The organism is Leclercia sp. UBA5076, from assembly GCF_002416465.1.
Lineage (GTDB): Bacteria > Pseudomonadota > Gammaproteobacteria > Enterobacterales > Enterobacteriaceae > Enterobacter.
The window spans coordinates 118196-132941 of the sequence record NZ_DIAO01000016.1; the positions used below are offsets into that span (position 1 = coordinate 118196).

The following is a 14746-nucleotide window of genomic DNA, read 5'->3' on the forward strand; positions in this document are numbered from 1 at the left end:
GCGCGATGGAAAGTAAACGTCTCGATAATGCCGCACTGGCGGCGGGCATCAGCCCCAGCTACATCAATGCTCATGGTAAACCGCAGTCTATTGGTGCTGAAACCAAGAGGCGTTTGCTGGATGCCATGCATAAAGCCAAACCCGTCGCGAAAGCGGCGGTCACCCCCGTCCCGAACGTGATGGTCTACACCGCCGGGAAAAAGATGCCGCTGACGATCGAAGGCAGCGGCGACTTTAGCTGGCTACTGACCACCGAAGAGGGACATCAGCACAAGGGCCACGCCACGGGCGGCAAAAACCTCAACCTTCCGGCAAAACTGCCGGAGGGCTACCACACGCTGACGCTCACCCAGGACGGCCAGCGCTGGCACTGCCGGGTGATTGTGGCGCCAAAACGCTGCTACGAGCCGCAGGCGCTGAAAGAGGGCAAAAAGCTGTGGGGCGCCTGTGTGCAGCTCTACACGCTGCGCTCGGAGGCTAACTGGGGGATCGGCGATTTTGGCGATCTGAAAAAGATGCTGGCGGACGTTGGCAAGCGCGGCGGGGCCTTTATCGGCCTTAACCCGATCCATGCGCTCTATCCGGCCAACCCGGAGAGCGCCAGCCCGTACAGCCCGTCGTCCCGTCGCTGGCTGAACGTGATTTATATCGACGTGAACGCCGTGGAGGATTTTCGCAACAGCGACGAGGCGCAGGCGTGGTGGAAGATGGAGACTACCCGGCAGACGCTGCAACGCGCCCGCGATGCCGAGTGGGTCGATTATGCCTCCGTCACCGCGCTGAAGATGGCCGCGCTGCGTATGGCGTGGAAAGGCTTTGCGCAGCGTGACGACGACCAGATGGCGGCCTTCCGGGCGTTTGTTGCCCGCGAAGGGGAGAGCCTCTACTGGCAGGCGGCGTTCGACGCCCTGCATGCGCATCAGGTGCAAGAGGATGAAATGCGCTGGGGCTGGCCGGTCTGGCCTGAGCAGTATCAGTCCGTCGAGTCCCCGGCGGTGAAAGCGTTTTGCGACGAACATGCCGACGAGGTCGATTTTTACCTCTGGCTGCAGTGGCTGGCCTACAGCCAGTTCGCAGCCTGCTGGCAGGAGAGCCAGGGTTACGACATGCCGATTGGTCTCTACCGTGACCTGGCGGTTGGCGTGGCTGAAGGCGGGGCGGAAACCTGGTGCGATCGCGAGCTCTACTGCCTGAAAGCCTCGGTCGGCGCGCCACCGGATATTCTGGGCCCGCTCGGTCAGAACTGGGGTCTGCCGCCGATGGACCCGCACGTGATTGCGGCTCGCGCCTATGAGCCCTTTATCGAACTATTGCGCGCCAACATGCAGAACTGCGGTGCGCTGCGTATCGACCATGTGATGTCGGTGTTGCGTCTGTGGTGGATCCCCTACGGCGAAACCGCCGACCACGGCGCCTACGTTCACTATCCGGTGGACGATCTGCTCTCTATCCTTGCGCTGGAGAGTAAGCGCCATAACTGTATGGTGATCGGCGAAGATCTCGGTACCGTACCGGTAGAAATTGTCAGCAAGCTGCGTGACAGCGGCGTGTACTCCTACAAGGTGCTCTATTTTGAAAACGACCTTGAAAAGAACTTCCGCGCGCCGGAGGCGTATCCAGAACAATCAATGGCAGTCGCGACGACGCATGACCTTCCTACGCTTCGTGGCTGGTGGGACAGCGGCGACCTTACCCTGGGCAAGACGCTGGGTCTCTACCCTGACGAAGTGATGCTCCACGGGCTCTATCAGGATCGTGAGCTGTCGAAGCAGGGGCTGCTGGATGCGTTGCATGAGCACGGCTGCCTGCCAAAACGCACCGGGCATAAGGCGTCGTTGATGTCGATGACCGCCACGCTCAACCGCGGTTTGCAGCGCTACATTGCCGACAGCAACAGTGCGCTGCTGGGATTGCAGCCGGAAGACTGGCTGGGTATGGCGGAGCCGGTTAACATCCCGGGCACCAGCTACCAGTACAAGAACTGGCGTCGCAAGCTCTCCACCTCCCTTGAGGCGATGTTTGCCGATGACGGCGTGAACAAGCTGATTAAGGATTTGGATAAGCGGCGAAAAGCGGCTGCGAAGAAGTGATAAAAAAACCCGCCGGATGGCGGGTTTTTTATTGCCCGGTGACGCGTAGCGATCCGGGCCTACGGAATGTGCATGTTCTGTTTATGTAGGCCGGGAAAGGCGCAGCCGCCACCCGGCACTATCACATCACACCACCATACCCAGCAGCAGACACCCAATCAGGCCGCAGACGGAGATGATGGTCTCCAGCATCGACCAGGACTTGATGGTCTCACCGATGGTCAGGTTGAAGTACTCCTTGAACAGCCAGAAGCCCGGATCGTTGACGTGAGAGAAGATCACGCTACCGGAACCCACCGCGATAACCATCAGCTCAGGGCTGACACCCGTCGTCGCAATCAGTGGCGCCACGATACCGCCCGCAGTGATAGCGGCCACGGTGGCAGAACCCAGCGCGATACGCAGAACCGCCGCGATAGACCAGGCCATCAGGATAGGAGAGATGTTGGTTTCATGCATCATGGAGGCGATGTACTTGTCCACGCCGCTATCCACCAGAACCTGTTTGAACGCACCGCCACCACCGATGATCAGCAGCATCATGGCGATGATTTTGATCGAGGAGCCCAGGGTGTCGTTAATCTGATCCATGGAGCGGCCACGGTTCAGACCAAAGGTGAAGAGCGCAATCAGAACCGCGATCAGCGTCGCCATTACCGGGTCGCCCAGGAACTCCGCCACGCCCAGAACCGGATGGCCTTTCGGCAGCACCATTTCACAGACGGCGCGCAGGGCCATCAGCACAACCGGTACCAGAGAGGTCCAGACGCTGACGGCAAAGCTTGGCATTTCGGCTTCAGTAAAGGTTTTGGCGTTATACAACCCTTCCGGGATCGGCTTGTCGATTCCTTTCAGGCAGCGCGCAAACACCGGGCCTGCCAGGATAACGGTCGGGATCGCAAGGATAGTACCGAACAGCAGGGTTTTACCCATGTCCGCATGGAAGATGGTGGCGATAGCGGTCGGGCCCGGGTGCGGCGGCAAGAAGCCGTGGGTCACTGACAGTGCAGCAGCCATCGGCACACCGACATAGAGCAGCGGGATGCTGGCAGAAGCGGCGATGGTGAACACCAGCGGCAGCATCAGCACGAAGCCCACTTCGTAGAACAGCGCGAAACCAACGGTGAAGCCGGTTAAAACCACAGCCCACTGAATGTTGTTTTTGCCGAATTTAGCAATCAGCGTGGTTGCGATGCGCTGTGCGCCACCGCAGTCAGCCAGCATTTTACCGAGCATGGCACCGAAGCCCATGATCAGCGCGAGGCTACCGAGCGTACCGCCCACGCCAGCTTTAATGGAGCTGATAACTTTTACCAGCGGCATACCCTGCATCAGGCCGACAGCAAGTGCCACCAGAACAAGGGCGATAAAACCGTTCATTTTGAAACGGATCATCAAGAGCAGTAACAGGATTACACCGATAGCGACAATGACTAATGGCATGATTATCTGGCCTTAAAAATTGTTATGGGTAACGTCATTATTTCAACGACATACTAATGTTGCCCCAACTGGGAACGGCTAACTGATGGCACACAGAGAGGCTGCCTTCTAAATCTTTAGTTTAGTCGGTCGGCGTAAAGCTGTTTTAGTGCCCGTGAGAATGATACGGGTAACATGTGCGGCTTGAGAATGACCCCCGCGGTCAAAATGTGAATTCTGAGACGCAGGTCATGTTATGAGGCAAGGGAAGAGGGGATGTGCGTTTGTAGGCCCGGTAAGCGTAGCGCCACCGGGCAAGCAAACGGGCAATCAGTAGTAAGAGTGTTCGCCGCGCTGGTGTTCGGTAAGATCGCGTACGCCTTTCAGCTCCGGGAACTCGTTCAGCAGCTGCTTCTCGATCCCCTCTTTCAGGGTTACGTCGACCATTGAACAGCCGTTACAGCCGCCGCCAAACTGCAGAATGGCGAAGCCTTCGTCGGTGATCTCCATCAGGGAAACACGACCGCCGTGGCCCGCCAGCTGCGGGTTGATCTGGGACTGCAGCAGATACTCCACGCGCTCCATCAGCGGAGCGTCATCGCCTACTTTACGCATTTTGGCGTTTGGCGCTTTCAGCGTTAACTGCGAGCCCAGCTGGTCGGTGACAAAATCGATTTCCGCATCTTCCAGATACGGGGCGCTCAGCTCATCGACATAGGCAGTGAGCTGCTCAAATTTCAGGGCGGTGTCAGTTGCTTCCACAGCATCCGGTGGGCAATAAGAGACGCCGCATTCTGCATTCGGGGTGCCAGGGTTGATCACGAAAACGCGGATCTGGGTCCCTTCTTCCTGATTTGCCAGCAGTTTGGCAAAGTGCGCTTGTGCAGCATCGGAAATACGGATCATAGAATTGGCCTAATAGTTGACTAAATTACCTGGGTATAATACGCCCAACCTGAGGGCGCTACAAGGTTCGACACAGACACCATACCTGAACCGACGCCGCGCCGCTTCGCAAAAGCAGGCGGGAGAGCTCCGCAACGGTAGCACCTGTTGTCACGACATCATCCACCAGAGCGATATGGCGCCCTGCCACCGGAAATTCAAGCGCAAAGGCGTGCCGCAGGTTGCGTTTACGCAGTCGCGCGCTGAGCCGATGCTGGGCCGGGGTCGCGCGGATGCGGCGAAGCGCGTCGGGAACATAGCGGCAGTTTAGCCAGCGGGCCAGCGGGCGACAGAGCAGGTCACTCTGGTTAAAACCGCGCCGCCAGTGCCGCCGGGACCAGAGCGGCACGCTGACCATCATATCGACACGCGGTAAACCGTGGCTGCGCCTGGCCCGCAACAGCGCCAACAGTAACAGCCTCGCCAGCGGCTGGGCCAGCTGGCTGCGGCGGGAAAATTTTAGCTGATGGACAAGCAGGCTCACCGGCGGCCTGTAACCGCACACCGCCACCAGTGCCTGCCACGGCGGCGGTTTACAGAGGCAGCGCCCACAGGGCAGGTGAGGGTGAATGGCCGGCAAGCCGCACCGGGGGCAACAGCTCCCCCGAGGGGCTATTCCCCTTTCACATACGGAACAGACTCCCCAATGGCCGAGGGTCAGCGGCATCCGGCATAGCCAGCACAAGCCGGGCACTGTTAGCATAGACAACCTCCTTGTGAAAAAAGAGAACAGTAATCGATGAACAACCTTTGGTGGCAGACCGTCGGGACAGGAAATTGTCATCTTGTGCTGCTGCACGGATGGGGGCTGAATGCCGAAGTATGGCGTTGCGTCAGTGAGGAACTGGCCTCGCATTTTACGCTGCACCTGGTGGATCTGCCGGGCTTTGGCCGCAGCCGGGATTTTGGCGCAATGACGCTTGAGGAGATGGCAGAGCAGGTGCTGGCTCAGGCTCCGGATCGGGCGATCTGGCTAGGCTGGAGCCTGGGCGGGCTGGTGGCGAGCCAGATTGCCCTGACGCACCCTGAGCGGGTGCATGCTCTGGTGACCGTCGCCTCTTCCCCCTGTTTTAGCGCCCAGGAGGAGTGGCCGGGGATCAAACCTGAGGTGCTGGCCGGCTTCCAGCAGCAGCTGAGCAATGACTTCCAGCGCACGGTGGAGCGCTTCCTCGCCCTGCAAACCATGGGCACAGAAACGGCGCGCCAGGATGCCCGCACGCTGAAAACCACGGTGCTGTCATTGCCGATGCCGGAGGTGGCGGTGCTGAATGGCGGGCTGGAGATCCTGAAAACGGTCGATCTCCGCGCGCCGCTGGCGACGCTTTCGCTGCCGCATCTGCGAATTTATGGCTATCTCGACGGGCTGGTGCCGCGCAAAATCGTGCCGCTGCTGGATGAGCAATGGCCGCAGAGTGAAGCCCTGATCATCGCTAAAGCGGCGCATGCGCCCTTTATCTCTCACTCCGACGAATTTTGCGCGGCGTTGATCGCCTTAAGTCGTCGTTTAAACTGATTATTTTTCATTTCAGCTGGAAAAAGTGACGTACCGCAACAATACTCAATATATCGTTGCGGTTATCCCGCGTTCGATAATCAAAATTACAATCATCTTTGGGAGTCATGACTATGAAACTTGTCACAGGTATTGTTGCTTCTCTGGTTATTGGATCACTCTCTTTCGGTGTTATGGCGGCGGAAGAGATCCAGAAAGACAAAGTGAAAGAGATGAATTTGACGAAAGTTGGCCATATCTCTACGTCTGACACCACCGCGCCAATGGATGCGCGAAAAGAGCTTTCACAGAAAGCTGATGAGATGGGCGGTAAGTACTTTGTCGTCACCAGCGCCAACAAAGATTCGAAAGACATCCGCGCGACCGCAGAAGTCTACAAATAATTGCACAAAGCCGGGCAGAGTTGCCCGGCTTTATTCACACTTAACGCAGCGCCCACCACTCCCTGAGGCAGGCTTTTCCTTCGGGGCAGCTTTTACAGCTGCCGGTTAAGCAGCCGTCGGCATCTTCCTGAATCCGCTTCGCTTTGCCCATCGCCTCAAGACGTTGCAGCATGGCCTCGATCATCGCCTGCGGGGTATGCAGCATCTGGCTAAGCTGGGTGGCCTCCATTCTTCCCTGTAGCGCCAGTAAATCACGTACTTCAATTAACGATGCCATGCCGCCTCCTAATGACAGTCGCTTACCGGACTTTCACAGCAGGCCGCCGCGGTTCTGCCTTTCGCCAGCAGATTAACGTCCACACGGCTGCGGGCCCGGCGTAACAGCCCGATCACCACCACGTTAAACAGTACCACTGCCAGGATGCAGACCAGGCTGTACTGCGGATGCTGAGTAAAATTGACCGTCTGGTAGTAGACCGTCGCCAGCGAGTAGGCGATGTTCAGCCCCCACAGCACCGAAAAGCCCATCCAGCCGCGGCTCGATTCGCGGGCGATGGCTCCCATGACCGAGATGCAGGGAATGTAGAGCAGAACGAAGATCAGGTAGCTGTAGGCCGCTGAGGCGCTGCCAAACTTCTCGCTCATCACGCCCATTGCGCCCGTCGCCATCTCGCCGTCGCCTTTGCTGGCTTCAATCGGGTTTGCAAGAACGCTCAGGCTGAAGGTCGCTTTCAGGCTCTGCCAGGTTTCATCCACGGCGCTGACCAGCTCGTCGCCGAGGTGGAAATCGGCCGGGTTAAACGCGGCTTCCTGAATATTCTCGGCGGTATAGAGGGTGTTAAGCGTACCCACCACCACCTCTTTCGCCATTGCGCCGGTGAACAGCCCGACGGTAGCCTGCCAGTTGTCTTCATGCACGCCAATGGGTTTGAACAGCGGGGTGATAACGCGGCTGACGGAGGCCAGGGCGGAGTCGTCAATGTTGTCTACCGCCTTGCCGTTCAGGGAGAAGCTGTTGAGCGCGCTGAGGAAGATGCTGACCACCACAATCACTTTACCCGCCCGCAGCACAAAGCCTTTAAGCCGCTGCCAGGTCTGGATCAGCAGGCTTTTCAGGTGTGGAACGTGGTAAACCGGCAGCTCCATCACAAACGGGGTCGCCTCACCACGCATGATGGTGTGCTTGAGCATCAGACCGGTAAGGATCGCCATCACGATCCCCAGCACGTAGAGCGAGAAGACCGCCAGGGCCCCCTCCTGGCCAAAGAAGGCGGCGGCAAACACCGCGAAGATCGCCAGCCGTGCGCCGCAGGACATAAACGGCGCCATCATGATGGTCATCAGGCGCTCGCGGGGCGCATCCAGCGTGCGCGCCCCCATCACCGACGGCACGTTGCAGCCGAAGCCGACAATCAGCGGCACGAACGATTTGCCCGGCAGGCCAAGGGCCTGCATCAGACGATCCATCACGAAGGCGGCGCGGGCCATGTAGCCGGAGTCCTCCAGGAAAGAGAGGAACAGATACATCATGCCGATCTGCGGCACCAGCGGCAGGACGGTGTTGATCCCGCCGCCCAGCCCCTGAGCGAGGAAGATAGTCAGCCATTCCGGCAGATGCAGCGTATAACCCAGCCACTGAATGCCGTGAATAAAGAGGGCGACGGAGCCGACGTCAAACAGCGGCTGCAGCGCGCCGCCAATGTTGATGGCCAGCAGGAACATCACGTACATCACCAGCAGAAAGACCGGCAGACCGAGGAAACGGTTGAGGATGACCGTGTCCATCGCCTGGGTAAAACGGCTCGGCTCGGCGGTAAGGGCATTGCTGACCACGTCGCAAATGGCAGCGATGCTTTGATAGCGGGCATCGGCAATGTGCAGGGCAGGGTCGTCCAGCTCGTCATTCAGTCGCGCAAGGGAGGCATCCAGCTGGTGGGCGGCATCACCGGCATAGGCACGACTGTAGATATCGCCTTCCAGCATTTGCAGGCCGAGCCAGTGGCGCTGTCTGAACGGCATGCTGTGCGCCATTGCCTTTGCGAGGATCCCGGCTTCACTCAGCAGGGGCTGGGCATAGTGCACCAGCTCCACCTCAGCATTGCGGCTGTGGCGGTCAATGGCAAGCTTCAGGGCGTCGATACCGCGGGCGCGGGTTGAGACCAGCGGCACCACCGGGCAACCGAGACGGGCGGAAAGCGCGTCGACATCGATGCGGATCTGCTGTTTTTCCGCAATATCGAGCATGTTCAGCGCCACCACGCAGGGGATACCCAGCTCCAGAAGCTGCAACGTGAGGTAGAGGTTTCGCTCAAGGTTTGAGGCGTCCACCACATTGATCAGCAGGTCGGCGTCGCCGCTCAGAATATAGTGGCAGGCGATCTGCTCATCGAGCGAGGTCTGGGAGGAGATGGTGGTTAACGAGTAGGTGCCGGGCAGATCGACGAGGGTGACCTGATTGTCGGTGGTCGTAAACTGGCCCTCTTTACGCTCGACCGTGACGCCCGCCCAGTTACCGACGCGCTGACGGGCGCCGGTAAGCTGGTTAAATAACGTTGTCTTGCCGGAATTGGGGTTGCCAATTAAGCCAATGGTTAATTTTTTCATTTTTTCAGACTCGCTACGAGAGCTGGCGTTTTATTGTGACAGAGCTTCAACTTCTATTAAGGCGAGATCTTTCTTACGCAGAACCAGATTCACACGTCGGGTTTCGATATGGACCGGATCGCCCAGCGGGGCCACACGTACAACGTGGAATGAGGAGCCGGGAAGCATCCCCAAAGAGAGCAGCTTCTGGCGATAGGCCGGGCTGATTTCGCGGGTGAAGCCGGTGATCTTCCACGCGCTGTCTGGAGTAAATTGCATAGTGCCTACTTAACGGAAGGTTAAATAATCAACAGACACAATGGTAATGAGAATGGTTTCTATCATCAATATTAAATATGTGACGGAATGTGCATGGCGCTATTAATTTGCAGCCTGGTTGACCTTGCTCAATATTTACGGCGCTGAAGGGAAGAGATAAAAAGATTTATTGTTAACGGAGTGATAATTATCGGTTTAAATATGGATGTGCAATAGGTTACATATTGATAAAGAAATGAGTGAGTACATTTTAATGTAATTCGTGCGTTGGGCGACAAAACCGTAGGCCCGGTAAGCGAAGCGCCACCGGGCATTACGTAAGCTAGCGTTTCTTACCCATCGCCGCCGCCAGCGCATCCATCATCGCGCTGTTGCCGGCGGGTTGTGCTTCACGCCCGCGCGGTTTCGCCGCCGGACGCTGCTGACGTGCCTCGCTGTTACCGCCGCCACGACGGGCGTTGGTCTCGCCAGGCTGCTCGTCCAGACGCATGGTGAGGGCGATACGCTTGCGCTGCAGATCCACCTCCAGCACTTTCACTTTTACGATGTCGCCAGCTTTCACCACGGTATGTGGATCTTCCACGAACTTGTCGGCCAGAGAGGAGATATGCACCAGGCCATCCTGATGCACGCCGATATCCACAAACGCGCCAAAGTTGGTGACGTTAGTGACCGCGCCTTCCAGCACCATACCCGGCAGCAGGTCGTTCATCGTCTCGACGCCTTCCGCAAACTGCGCGGTTTTGAACTCCGGACGCGGGTCGCGGCCAGGTTTTTCCAGCTCTTTGATGATGTCGGTCACGGTCGGCACACCGAATTTCTCGTCGGTGAAGTCAACGGCTTTCAGGTTACGCAGCTCGCTGCTGTTGCCCATCAGCGTCTTCAGCGCCTGCTGGGTAGCGGCCAGAATGCGCTCGACCACCGGGTAGGCTTCCGGGTGAACGGTGGAGGCGTCCAGCGGGTTATCGCCGTGGTTGATGCGCAGGAAGCCCGCGCACTGCTCAAACGCTTTCGGCCCGAGACGGCTTACCTTCAGCAGCTGCTGGCGGTTCTGGAACTGACCGTTCTCATCACGCCAGGCGACGATGTTCTGCGCCATCATGCGGGTTAAGCCCGCCACGCGGGTCAGCAGGGGAACGGAGGCGGTATTCAGGTCAACGCCCACGGCGTTCACGCAGTCTTCCACCACCGCGTCCAGCTTACGCGCCAGCTGGGTCTGGCTGACGTCATGCTGGTACTGGCCCACGCCGATGGATTTCGGGTCGATCTTCACCAGCTCCGCCAGCGGATCCTGCAGGCGGCGGGCGATAGAGACCGCGCCGCGCAGGGAAACATCGAGATCCGGGAACTCCTGCGCAGCCAGTTCGGATGCCGAGTAGACCGAGGCCCCCGCTTCGCTGACAATCACCTTCTGGGCGGTCACTTTCGGGAACTGCTTTTGCAGATCGAGGAAGAAACGCTCGGTTTCGCGGGAGGCGGTGCCGTTACCGATCGCCACCAGCTCGACGTTGTGCTTCTCGCACAGCGCCGCAACCGCGACCGCAGCTTTTGCCGCCTGGCCGGTATGCGGATAAATGGTATCGGTGGCCACCAACTTGCCGGTGCCATCCACCACGGCGACCTTCACGCCGGTACGCAGACCCGGATCGAGGCCCATGGTGGCGCGCAGGCCGGCAGGGGCAGCCATCAGCAGGTCGTGCAGGTTACGGGCAAAGACGTTGATCGCTTCGTCCTCGGCGCGCTCGCGCACGGTGCCCATCAGTTCGGTTTCGAGATGCATCAGCACCTTGATACGCCAGGTCCAGCTCACCACCCCTTTGCGCCAGCTGTCTGCCGGGGCGTTGTTCAGGCGCAGACCGAGATGATCGGTGATGATCTGCTCGCCGTGGCTCTCTTTCGGCGGCTCGTCGAACTGCGGGTCGGCGTTCAGGGAGAGCTGCAAAATGCCCTCGTTGCGACCGCGGAACATCGCCAGCGCACGGTGAGAGGGCACGGTTGAAATCGGTTCATGGTGATCGAAGTAGTCGCGGAACTTCGCCCCTTCTTCCTCTTTGCCGCTGACCATGGTGGAGACGATATGGGCATTCTTCCACAGATAATCACGCACTTTTGCCAGCAGGGCTGCATCTTCGGCGAAGCGCTCCATCAGGATGTAGCGAGCGCCATCAAGGGCGGCTTTGGTATCGGCCACGCCTTTATCGGCATCGATAAATTTCGCGGCTTCGGTTTCCGGGTCGTGTGCGGGTTCGTTCCACAGCAGATCGGCCAGCGGCTCCAGGCCGGCTTCGATGGCAATCTGCCCGCGGGTACGGCGCTTGGGTTTATAGGGAAGATAGAGGTCTTCCAGCTCGGTTTTGCTCAGGGTGCCATTAATGGCTTTTTCCAGATCGCTGGTCAGCTTGCCCTGTTCGCCGATGGATTTCAGAATCGCCTGGCGCCTCTCTTCCAGCTCACGGAGATAGCCAAGGCGGGTCTCCAGGTTACGCAGCTGCGTATCATCCAGACCGCCGGTGACTTCCTTACGATAACGTGCAATAAACGGCACGGTGTTCCCTTCATCAAGCAGGCGAACGGCAGCTTCTACCTGTTCAGCCCTTGCCTGAAGTTCACCCGCAATAATGCGGCAGAGCGAATCTTTCATCATGGCTATTTCATCTTGTGGGTCAAAAAATCAGGGGATAGTTATACGGACTGGCACAGCAAAATGCCAGTCGCGGGGGGCGCTCCAGGACTATTTTACGTACTCAATTTCATTTACATACCAGCTGGCTTCTCCCGCCGGGGTCTGGACGATAGCCAGATCGCCCACCTCTTTTTTCAGCAGCGCGCGGGCCATTGGCGAATCGATGGAGATGTAATCCTTACGACCAAAAATTTCATCGTAACCGACGATACGAAAGCGCTTGAGATCGCCATCGTCGTTTTCAATTTCGACCCATGCGCCGAAGAAGACTTTGCCCTCCTGCTGCGGGGAATAGTCGACGATTTTCAGGTTCTCAAGGCATTTGGTCAGATAACGCACCCGGCGGTCGATTTCGCGCAGCCGCTTTTTGTTGTACTGGTAGTCGGCATTCTCACTGCGATCGCCGAGACTTGCTGCCCAGGTCACTTTTTTCGTCACTTCCGGGCGCTCTTCCCGCCACAGGGTGTCCAGCTCTTTCTTCAGGTTTTCATACCCTTCGCGGGTGATCAGGGGCGTTTTCATTCTTTTGCCTTACGACGAGGTTGCTTACCTTGCGCACATTACGTATCACTTATCTTAACAGACAGGATTAATAATGAGTTATGTGATGGAATGTATATATAAGCTGCTGTTAAATATGCTTTGTAACAATTTCGACTAGAATTTATACCAGAATTAGCTGGTCGTAGACGCGCACTTTTTTAGAATACGCATCTGCAAGATTATCCGAACCTTTGGGAGTACTGACAATGCAAGAGAATTATAAGATTCTGGTGGTGGATGACGACATGCGCCTGCGTGCGCTCCTTGAGCGTTATCTGAACGAGCAGGGCTTCCAGGTTCGTAGCGTGGCTAACGCCGAACAGATGGATCGCCTGCTGACCCGCGAATCCTTCCACCTGATGGTGCTGGATCTGATGCTGCCGGGCGAAGATGGCCTCTCTATCTGCCGCCGTCTGCGCAGCCAAAGCAACCCAATGCCGATCATTATGGTGACGGCGAAAGGGGAAGAGGTTGACCGTATCGTGGGGCTGGAAATTGGCGCCGACGACTACATTCCAAAACCGTTTAACCCGCGTGAGCTGCTGGCGCGTATCCGTGCCGTACTGCGCCGTCAGGCGAACGAACTGCCTGGCGCACCGTCGCAGGAAGAGGCGGTAATCGCCTTCGGTAAGTTCAAGCTGAATCTCGGCACCCGCGAGATGTTCCGCGAAGATGAGCCGATGCCGCTCACCAGCGGTGAGTTCGCGGTGCTGAAAGCGCTGGTCAGCCACCCGCGCGAGCCGCTGTCGCGCGATAAGCTGATGAATCTGGCCCGTGGCCGTGAGTACTCCGCGATGGAGCGTTCCATCGACGTACAGATCTCCCGCCTGCGCCGCATGGTGGAAGAGGATCCGGCGCATCCGCGCTATATCCAGACCGTCTGGGGTCTGGGCTACGTGTTTGTCCCGGACGGCTCTAAAGCATGAGGCGAATGCGTTTTTCGCCGCGAAGCTCGTTTGCCCGCACCCTGTTACTGATCGTCACCCTGCTGTTTGTCAGCCTGGTGACGACCTATCTGGTGGTGCTGAACTTTGCGATCCTACCGAGCCTTCAGCAGTTTAATAAGGTCCTGGCCTACGAAGTGCGTATGCTGATGACCGATAAACTGCAGCTGGAAGATGGCACGCAGCTGGTGGTTCCCCCTGCGTTTCGCCGTGAAATCTACCGTGAGCTGGGGATATCGCTCTACTCTAACGAAGCGGCGGAAGACGCAGGTCTGCGCTGGGCGCAACATTATGAATTTTTAAGCCAGCAGATGGCGCAGCAGCTGGGCGGCCCAACGGAAGTACGCGTTGAGGTCAACAAAAGCTCGCCGGTGGTCTGGCTAAAAACCTGGCTCTCACCCAACATCTGGGTACGCGTGCCCCTCACCGAAATCCATCAGGGCGACTTCTCGCCGCTGTTCCGCTACACCCTGGCGATCATGCTGCTGGCGATAGGCGGCGCGTGGCTGTTTATCCGCATCCAGAACCGACCTCTGGTCGACCTGGAGCATGCGGCGCTCCAGGTCGGTAAAGGGATTATTCCTCCTCCGCTGCGCGAATATGGTGCGTCGGAAGTGCGTTCCGTTACCCGCGCGTTCAACCATATGGCGGCGGGGGTGAAACAACTGGCCGATGACCGTACCCTGCTGATGGCTGGCGTCAGCCATGACCTGCGCACCCCGTTAACGCGTATCCGTCTGGCGACCGAAATGATGGGCGAGGAAGATGGCTACCTGGCGGAGTCCATTAACAAGGACATCGAAGAGTGCAACGCCATTATCGAGCAGTTCATCGACTACCTGCGCACCGGGCAGGAGATGCCGATGGAGATGGCGGATCTGAACGCGGTGCTGGGTGAAGTGGTGGCGGCCGAAAGCGGCTACGAGCGTGAGATCGAAACCGATCTGCAGCCGGGCGATATCACCGTGCGGATGCACCCGCTCTCCATTAAGCGCGCCGTGGCGAATATGGTGGTCAATGCCGCCCGGTACGGCAACGGCTGGATCAAGGTCAGCAGCGGCTCCGAGCTGAGCCGCGCCTGGTTCCAGGTGGAAGATGACGGCCCGGGGATCAAACCGGAGCAGCGTAAACACCTGTTCCAGCCGTTTGTGCGCGGCGACAGCGCGCGCAGCACCAGCGGCACCGGTTTAGGTCTGGCGATTGTGCAGCGTATTGTGGATAACCATAACGGTCTGCTGGAGATTGGCACCAGCGAACGGGGTGGGTTGAGTATCCGCGCCTGGCTGCCGGTTCCATTTCCGCGCGGGGCAGGCGAAAGAGAGTTAACAGCAAAACGGTAACCCGCAGGTTACCGTTTTTAT

At 58.2% G+C, this 14746-nt stretch carries 13 protein-coding genes; 5 read left to right on the plus strand and 8 right to left on the minus strand.

Annotated features, from left to right (window positions below):
* Nucleotides 1-5: 5 nt before the first annotated feature.
* Entirely contained in the window at nucleotides 6-2090 is a 2085-nt protein-coding gene (gene malQ, locus B3X29_RS16360; protein ID WP_103177325.1) for a 4-alpha-glucanotransferase, read from the plus strand.
* A gap of 126 nt (nucleotides 2091-2216) precedes the next feature.
* On the opposite strand, the gene gntT is transcribed toward malQ, so the two are convergent.
* The 3 genes from gntT to gntX form a co-directional block, all read right to left on the minus strand.
* Complete coding sequence (gntT, locus tag B3X29_RS16365; RefSeq protein WP_103177324.1) at nucleotides 2217-3533, minus strand: gluconate transporter; 1317 nt, start codon at nucleotides 3531-3533, stop codon at nucleotides 2217-2219.
* Between the two features lie 309 nt (nucleotides 3534-3842).
* Entirely contained in the window at nucleotides 3843-4418 is a 576-nt protein-coding gene (nfuA, locus tag B3X29_RS16370; protein ID WP_103177323.1) for a Fe-S biogenesis protein NfuA, read from the minus strand.
* Between the two features lie 58 nt (nucleotides 4419-4476).
* Nucleotides 4477-5160 (minus strand): DNA utilization protein GntX, encoded by a 684-nt coding sequence (gntX, locus tag B3X29_RS16375; protein ID WP_159340217.1) that lies wholly within the window; start codon nucleotides 5158-5160, stop codon nucleotides 4477-4479.
* 36 nt (nucleotides 5161-5196) lie between these two features.
* Here gntX and bioH point away from each other — a divergent pair, with 36 nt between their 5' ends.
* Both bioH and B3X29_RS16385 read left to right on the plus strand, forming a co-directional pair.
* Nucleotides 5197-5970, plus strand: a complete 774-nt coding sequence (gene bioH / locus B3X29_RS16380) for a pimeloyl-ACP methyl ester esterase BioH (RefSeq protein ID WP_156655307.1) — start codon at nucleotides 5197-5199, stop codon at nucleotides 5968-5970.
* 113 nt (nucleotides 5971-6083) lie between these two features.
* Nucleotides 6084-6353 (plus strand): YdgH/BhsA/McbA-like domain containing protein, encoded by a 270-nt coding sequence (locus B3X29_RS16385; protein WP_103177320.1) that lies wholly within the window; start codon nucleotides 6084-6086, stop codon nucleotides 6351-6353.
* Between the two features lie 40 nt (nucleotides 6354-6393).
* Here the strand turns inward: B3X29_RS16385 and feoC are convergent, their stop codons facing one another.
* From feoC to greB, 5 genes are all read right to left on the minus strand, one after another.
* Nucleotides 6394-6630: a [Fe-S]-dependent transcriptional repressor FeoC gene (gene feoC, locus B3X29_RS16390; RefSeq protein ID WP_103177319.1), complete on the minus strand. Its 237-nt coding sequence runs from the start codon at nucleotides 6628-6630 to the stop codon at nucleotides 6394-6396.
* Between the two features lie 8 nt (nucleotides 6631-6638).
* Complete coding sequence (gene feoB, locus B3X29_RS16395) at nucleotides 6639-8957, minus strand: Fe(2+) transporter permease subunit FeoB (RefSeq protein WP_103177318.1); 2319 nt, start codon at nucleotides 8955-8957, stop codon at nucleotides 6639-6641.
* A gap of 30 nt (nucleotides 8958-8987) precedes the next feature.
* Complete coding sequence (gene feoA / locus B3X29_RS16400) at nucleotides 8988-9215, minus strand: ferrous iron transporter A (RefSeq protein WP_103177317.1); 228 nt, start codon at nucleotides 9213-9215, stop codon at nucleotides 8988-8990.
* Nucleotides 9216-9537: 322 nt separating this feature from the next.
* Entirely contained in the window at nucleotides 9538-11859 is a 2322-nt protein-coding gene (locus tag B3X29_RS16405) for a Tex family protein (protein ID WP_156655305.1), read from the minus strand.
* An 87-nt stretch (nucleotides 11860-11946) separates the two neighbouring features.
* Nucleotides 11947-12420: a transcription elongation factor GreB gene (gene greB / locus B3X29_RS16410; protein ID WP_103177315.1), complete on the minus strand. Its 474-nt coding sequence runs from the start codon at nucleotides 12418-12420 to the stop codon at nucleotides 11947-11949.
* Nucleotides 12421-12647: 227 nt separating this feature from the next.
* Between greB and ompR the strand changes: the two genes are divergently transcribed.
* Both ompR and envZ read left to right on the plus strand, forming a co-directional pair.
* On the plus strand, nucleotides 12648-13367 hold the full coding sequence (ompR, locus tag B3X29_RS16415) for a two-component system response regulator OmpR (RefSeq protein ID WP_201304750.1): 720 nt from the start codon (nucleotides 12648-12650) through the stop codon (nucleotides 13365-13367).
* Nucleotides 13364-14725 carry a two-component system sensor histidine kinase EnvZ gene (gene envZ, locus B3X29_RS16420; protein ID WP_103177314.1) on the plus strand — a complete coding sequence of 454 codons (1362 nt, stop codon included), beginning with the start codon at nucleotides 13364-13366 and terminating at the stop codon, nucleotides 14723-14725. The genes ompR and envZ overlap by 4 nt, the downstream gene beginning before the upstream one ends.
* Nucleotides 14726-14746 lie beyond the last annotated feature (21 nt).

Excerpts from the sequence above, each read along its gene's own strand:
- feoC (WP_103177319.1), bottom strand. The coding sequence starts at position 6,630 with ATGGCATCGTTAATTGAAGTACGTGATTTACTGGCGCTACAGGGAAGA.
- ompR (WP_201304750.1), top strand. The coding sequence starts at position 12,648 with ATGCAAGAGAATTATAAGATTCTGGTGGTGGATGACGACATGCGCCTG.
- envZ (WP_103177314.1), top strand. The coding sequence starts at position 13,364 with ATGAGGCGAATGCGTTTTTCGCCGCGAAGCTCGTTTGCCCGCACCCTG.
- feoB (WP_103177318.1), bottom strand. The coding sequence starts at position 8,957 with ATGAAAAAATTAACCATTGGCTTAATTGGCAACCCCAATTCCGGCAAG.
- bioH (WP_156655307.1), top strand. The coding sequence starts at position 5,197 with ATGAACAACCTTTGGTGGCAGACCGTCGGGACAGGAAATTGTCATCTT.
- B3X29_RS16405 (WP_156655305.1), bottom strand. The coding sequence starts at position 11,859 with ATGATGAAAGATTCGCTCTGCCGCATTATTGCGGGTGAACTTCAGGCA.
- B3X29_RS16385 (WP_103177320.1), top strand. The coding sequence starts at position 6,084 with ATGAAACTTGTCACAGGTATTGTTGCTTCTCTGGTTATTGGATCACTC.
- greB (WP_103177315.1), bottom strand. The coding sequence starts at position 12,420 with ATGAAAACGCCCCTGATCACCCGCGAAGGGTATGAAAACCTGAAGAAA.
- feoA (WP_103177317.1), bottom strand. The coding sequence starts at position 9,215 with ATGCAATTTACTCCAGACAGCGCGTGGAAGATCACCGGCTTCACCCGC.
- malQ (WP_103177325.1), top strand. The coding sequence starts at position 6 with ATGGAAAGTAAACGTCTCGATAATGCCGCACTGGCGGCGGGCATCAGC.
- gntX (WP_159340217.1), bottom strand. The coding sequence starts at position 5,160 with ATGCTAACAGTGCCCGGCTTGTGCTGGCTATGCCGGATGCCGCTGACC.
- nfuA (WP_103177323.1), bottom strand. The coding sequence starts at position 4,418 with ATGATCCGTATTTCCGATGCTGCACAAGCGCACTTTGCCAAACTGCTG.
- gntT (WP_103177324.1), bottom strand. The coding sequence starts at position 3,533 with ATGCCATTAGTCATTGTCGCTATCGGTGTAATCCTGTTACTGCTCTTG.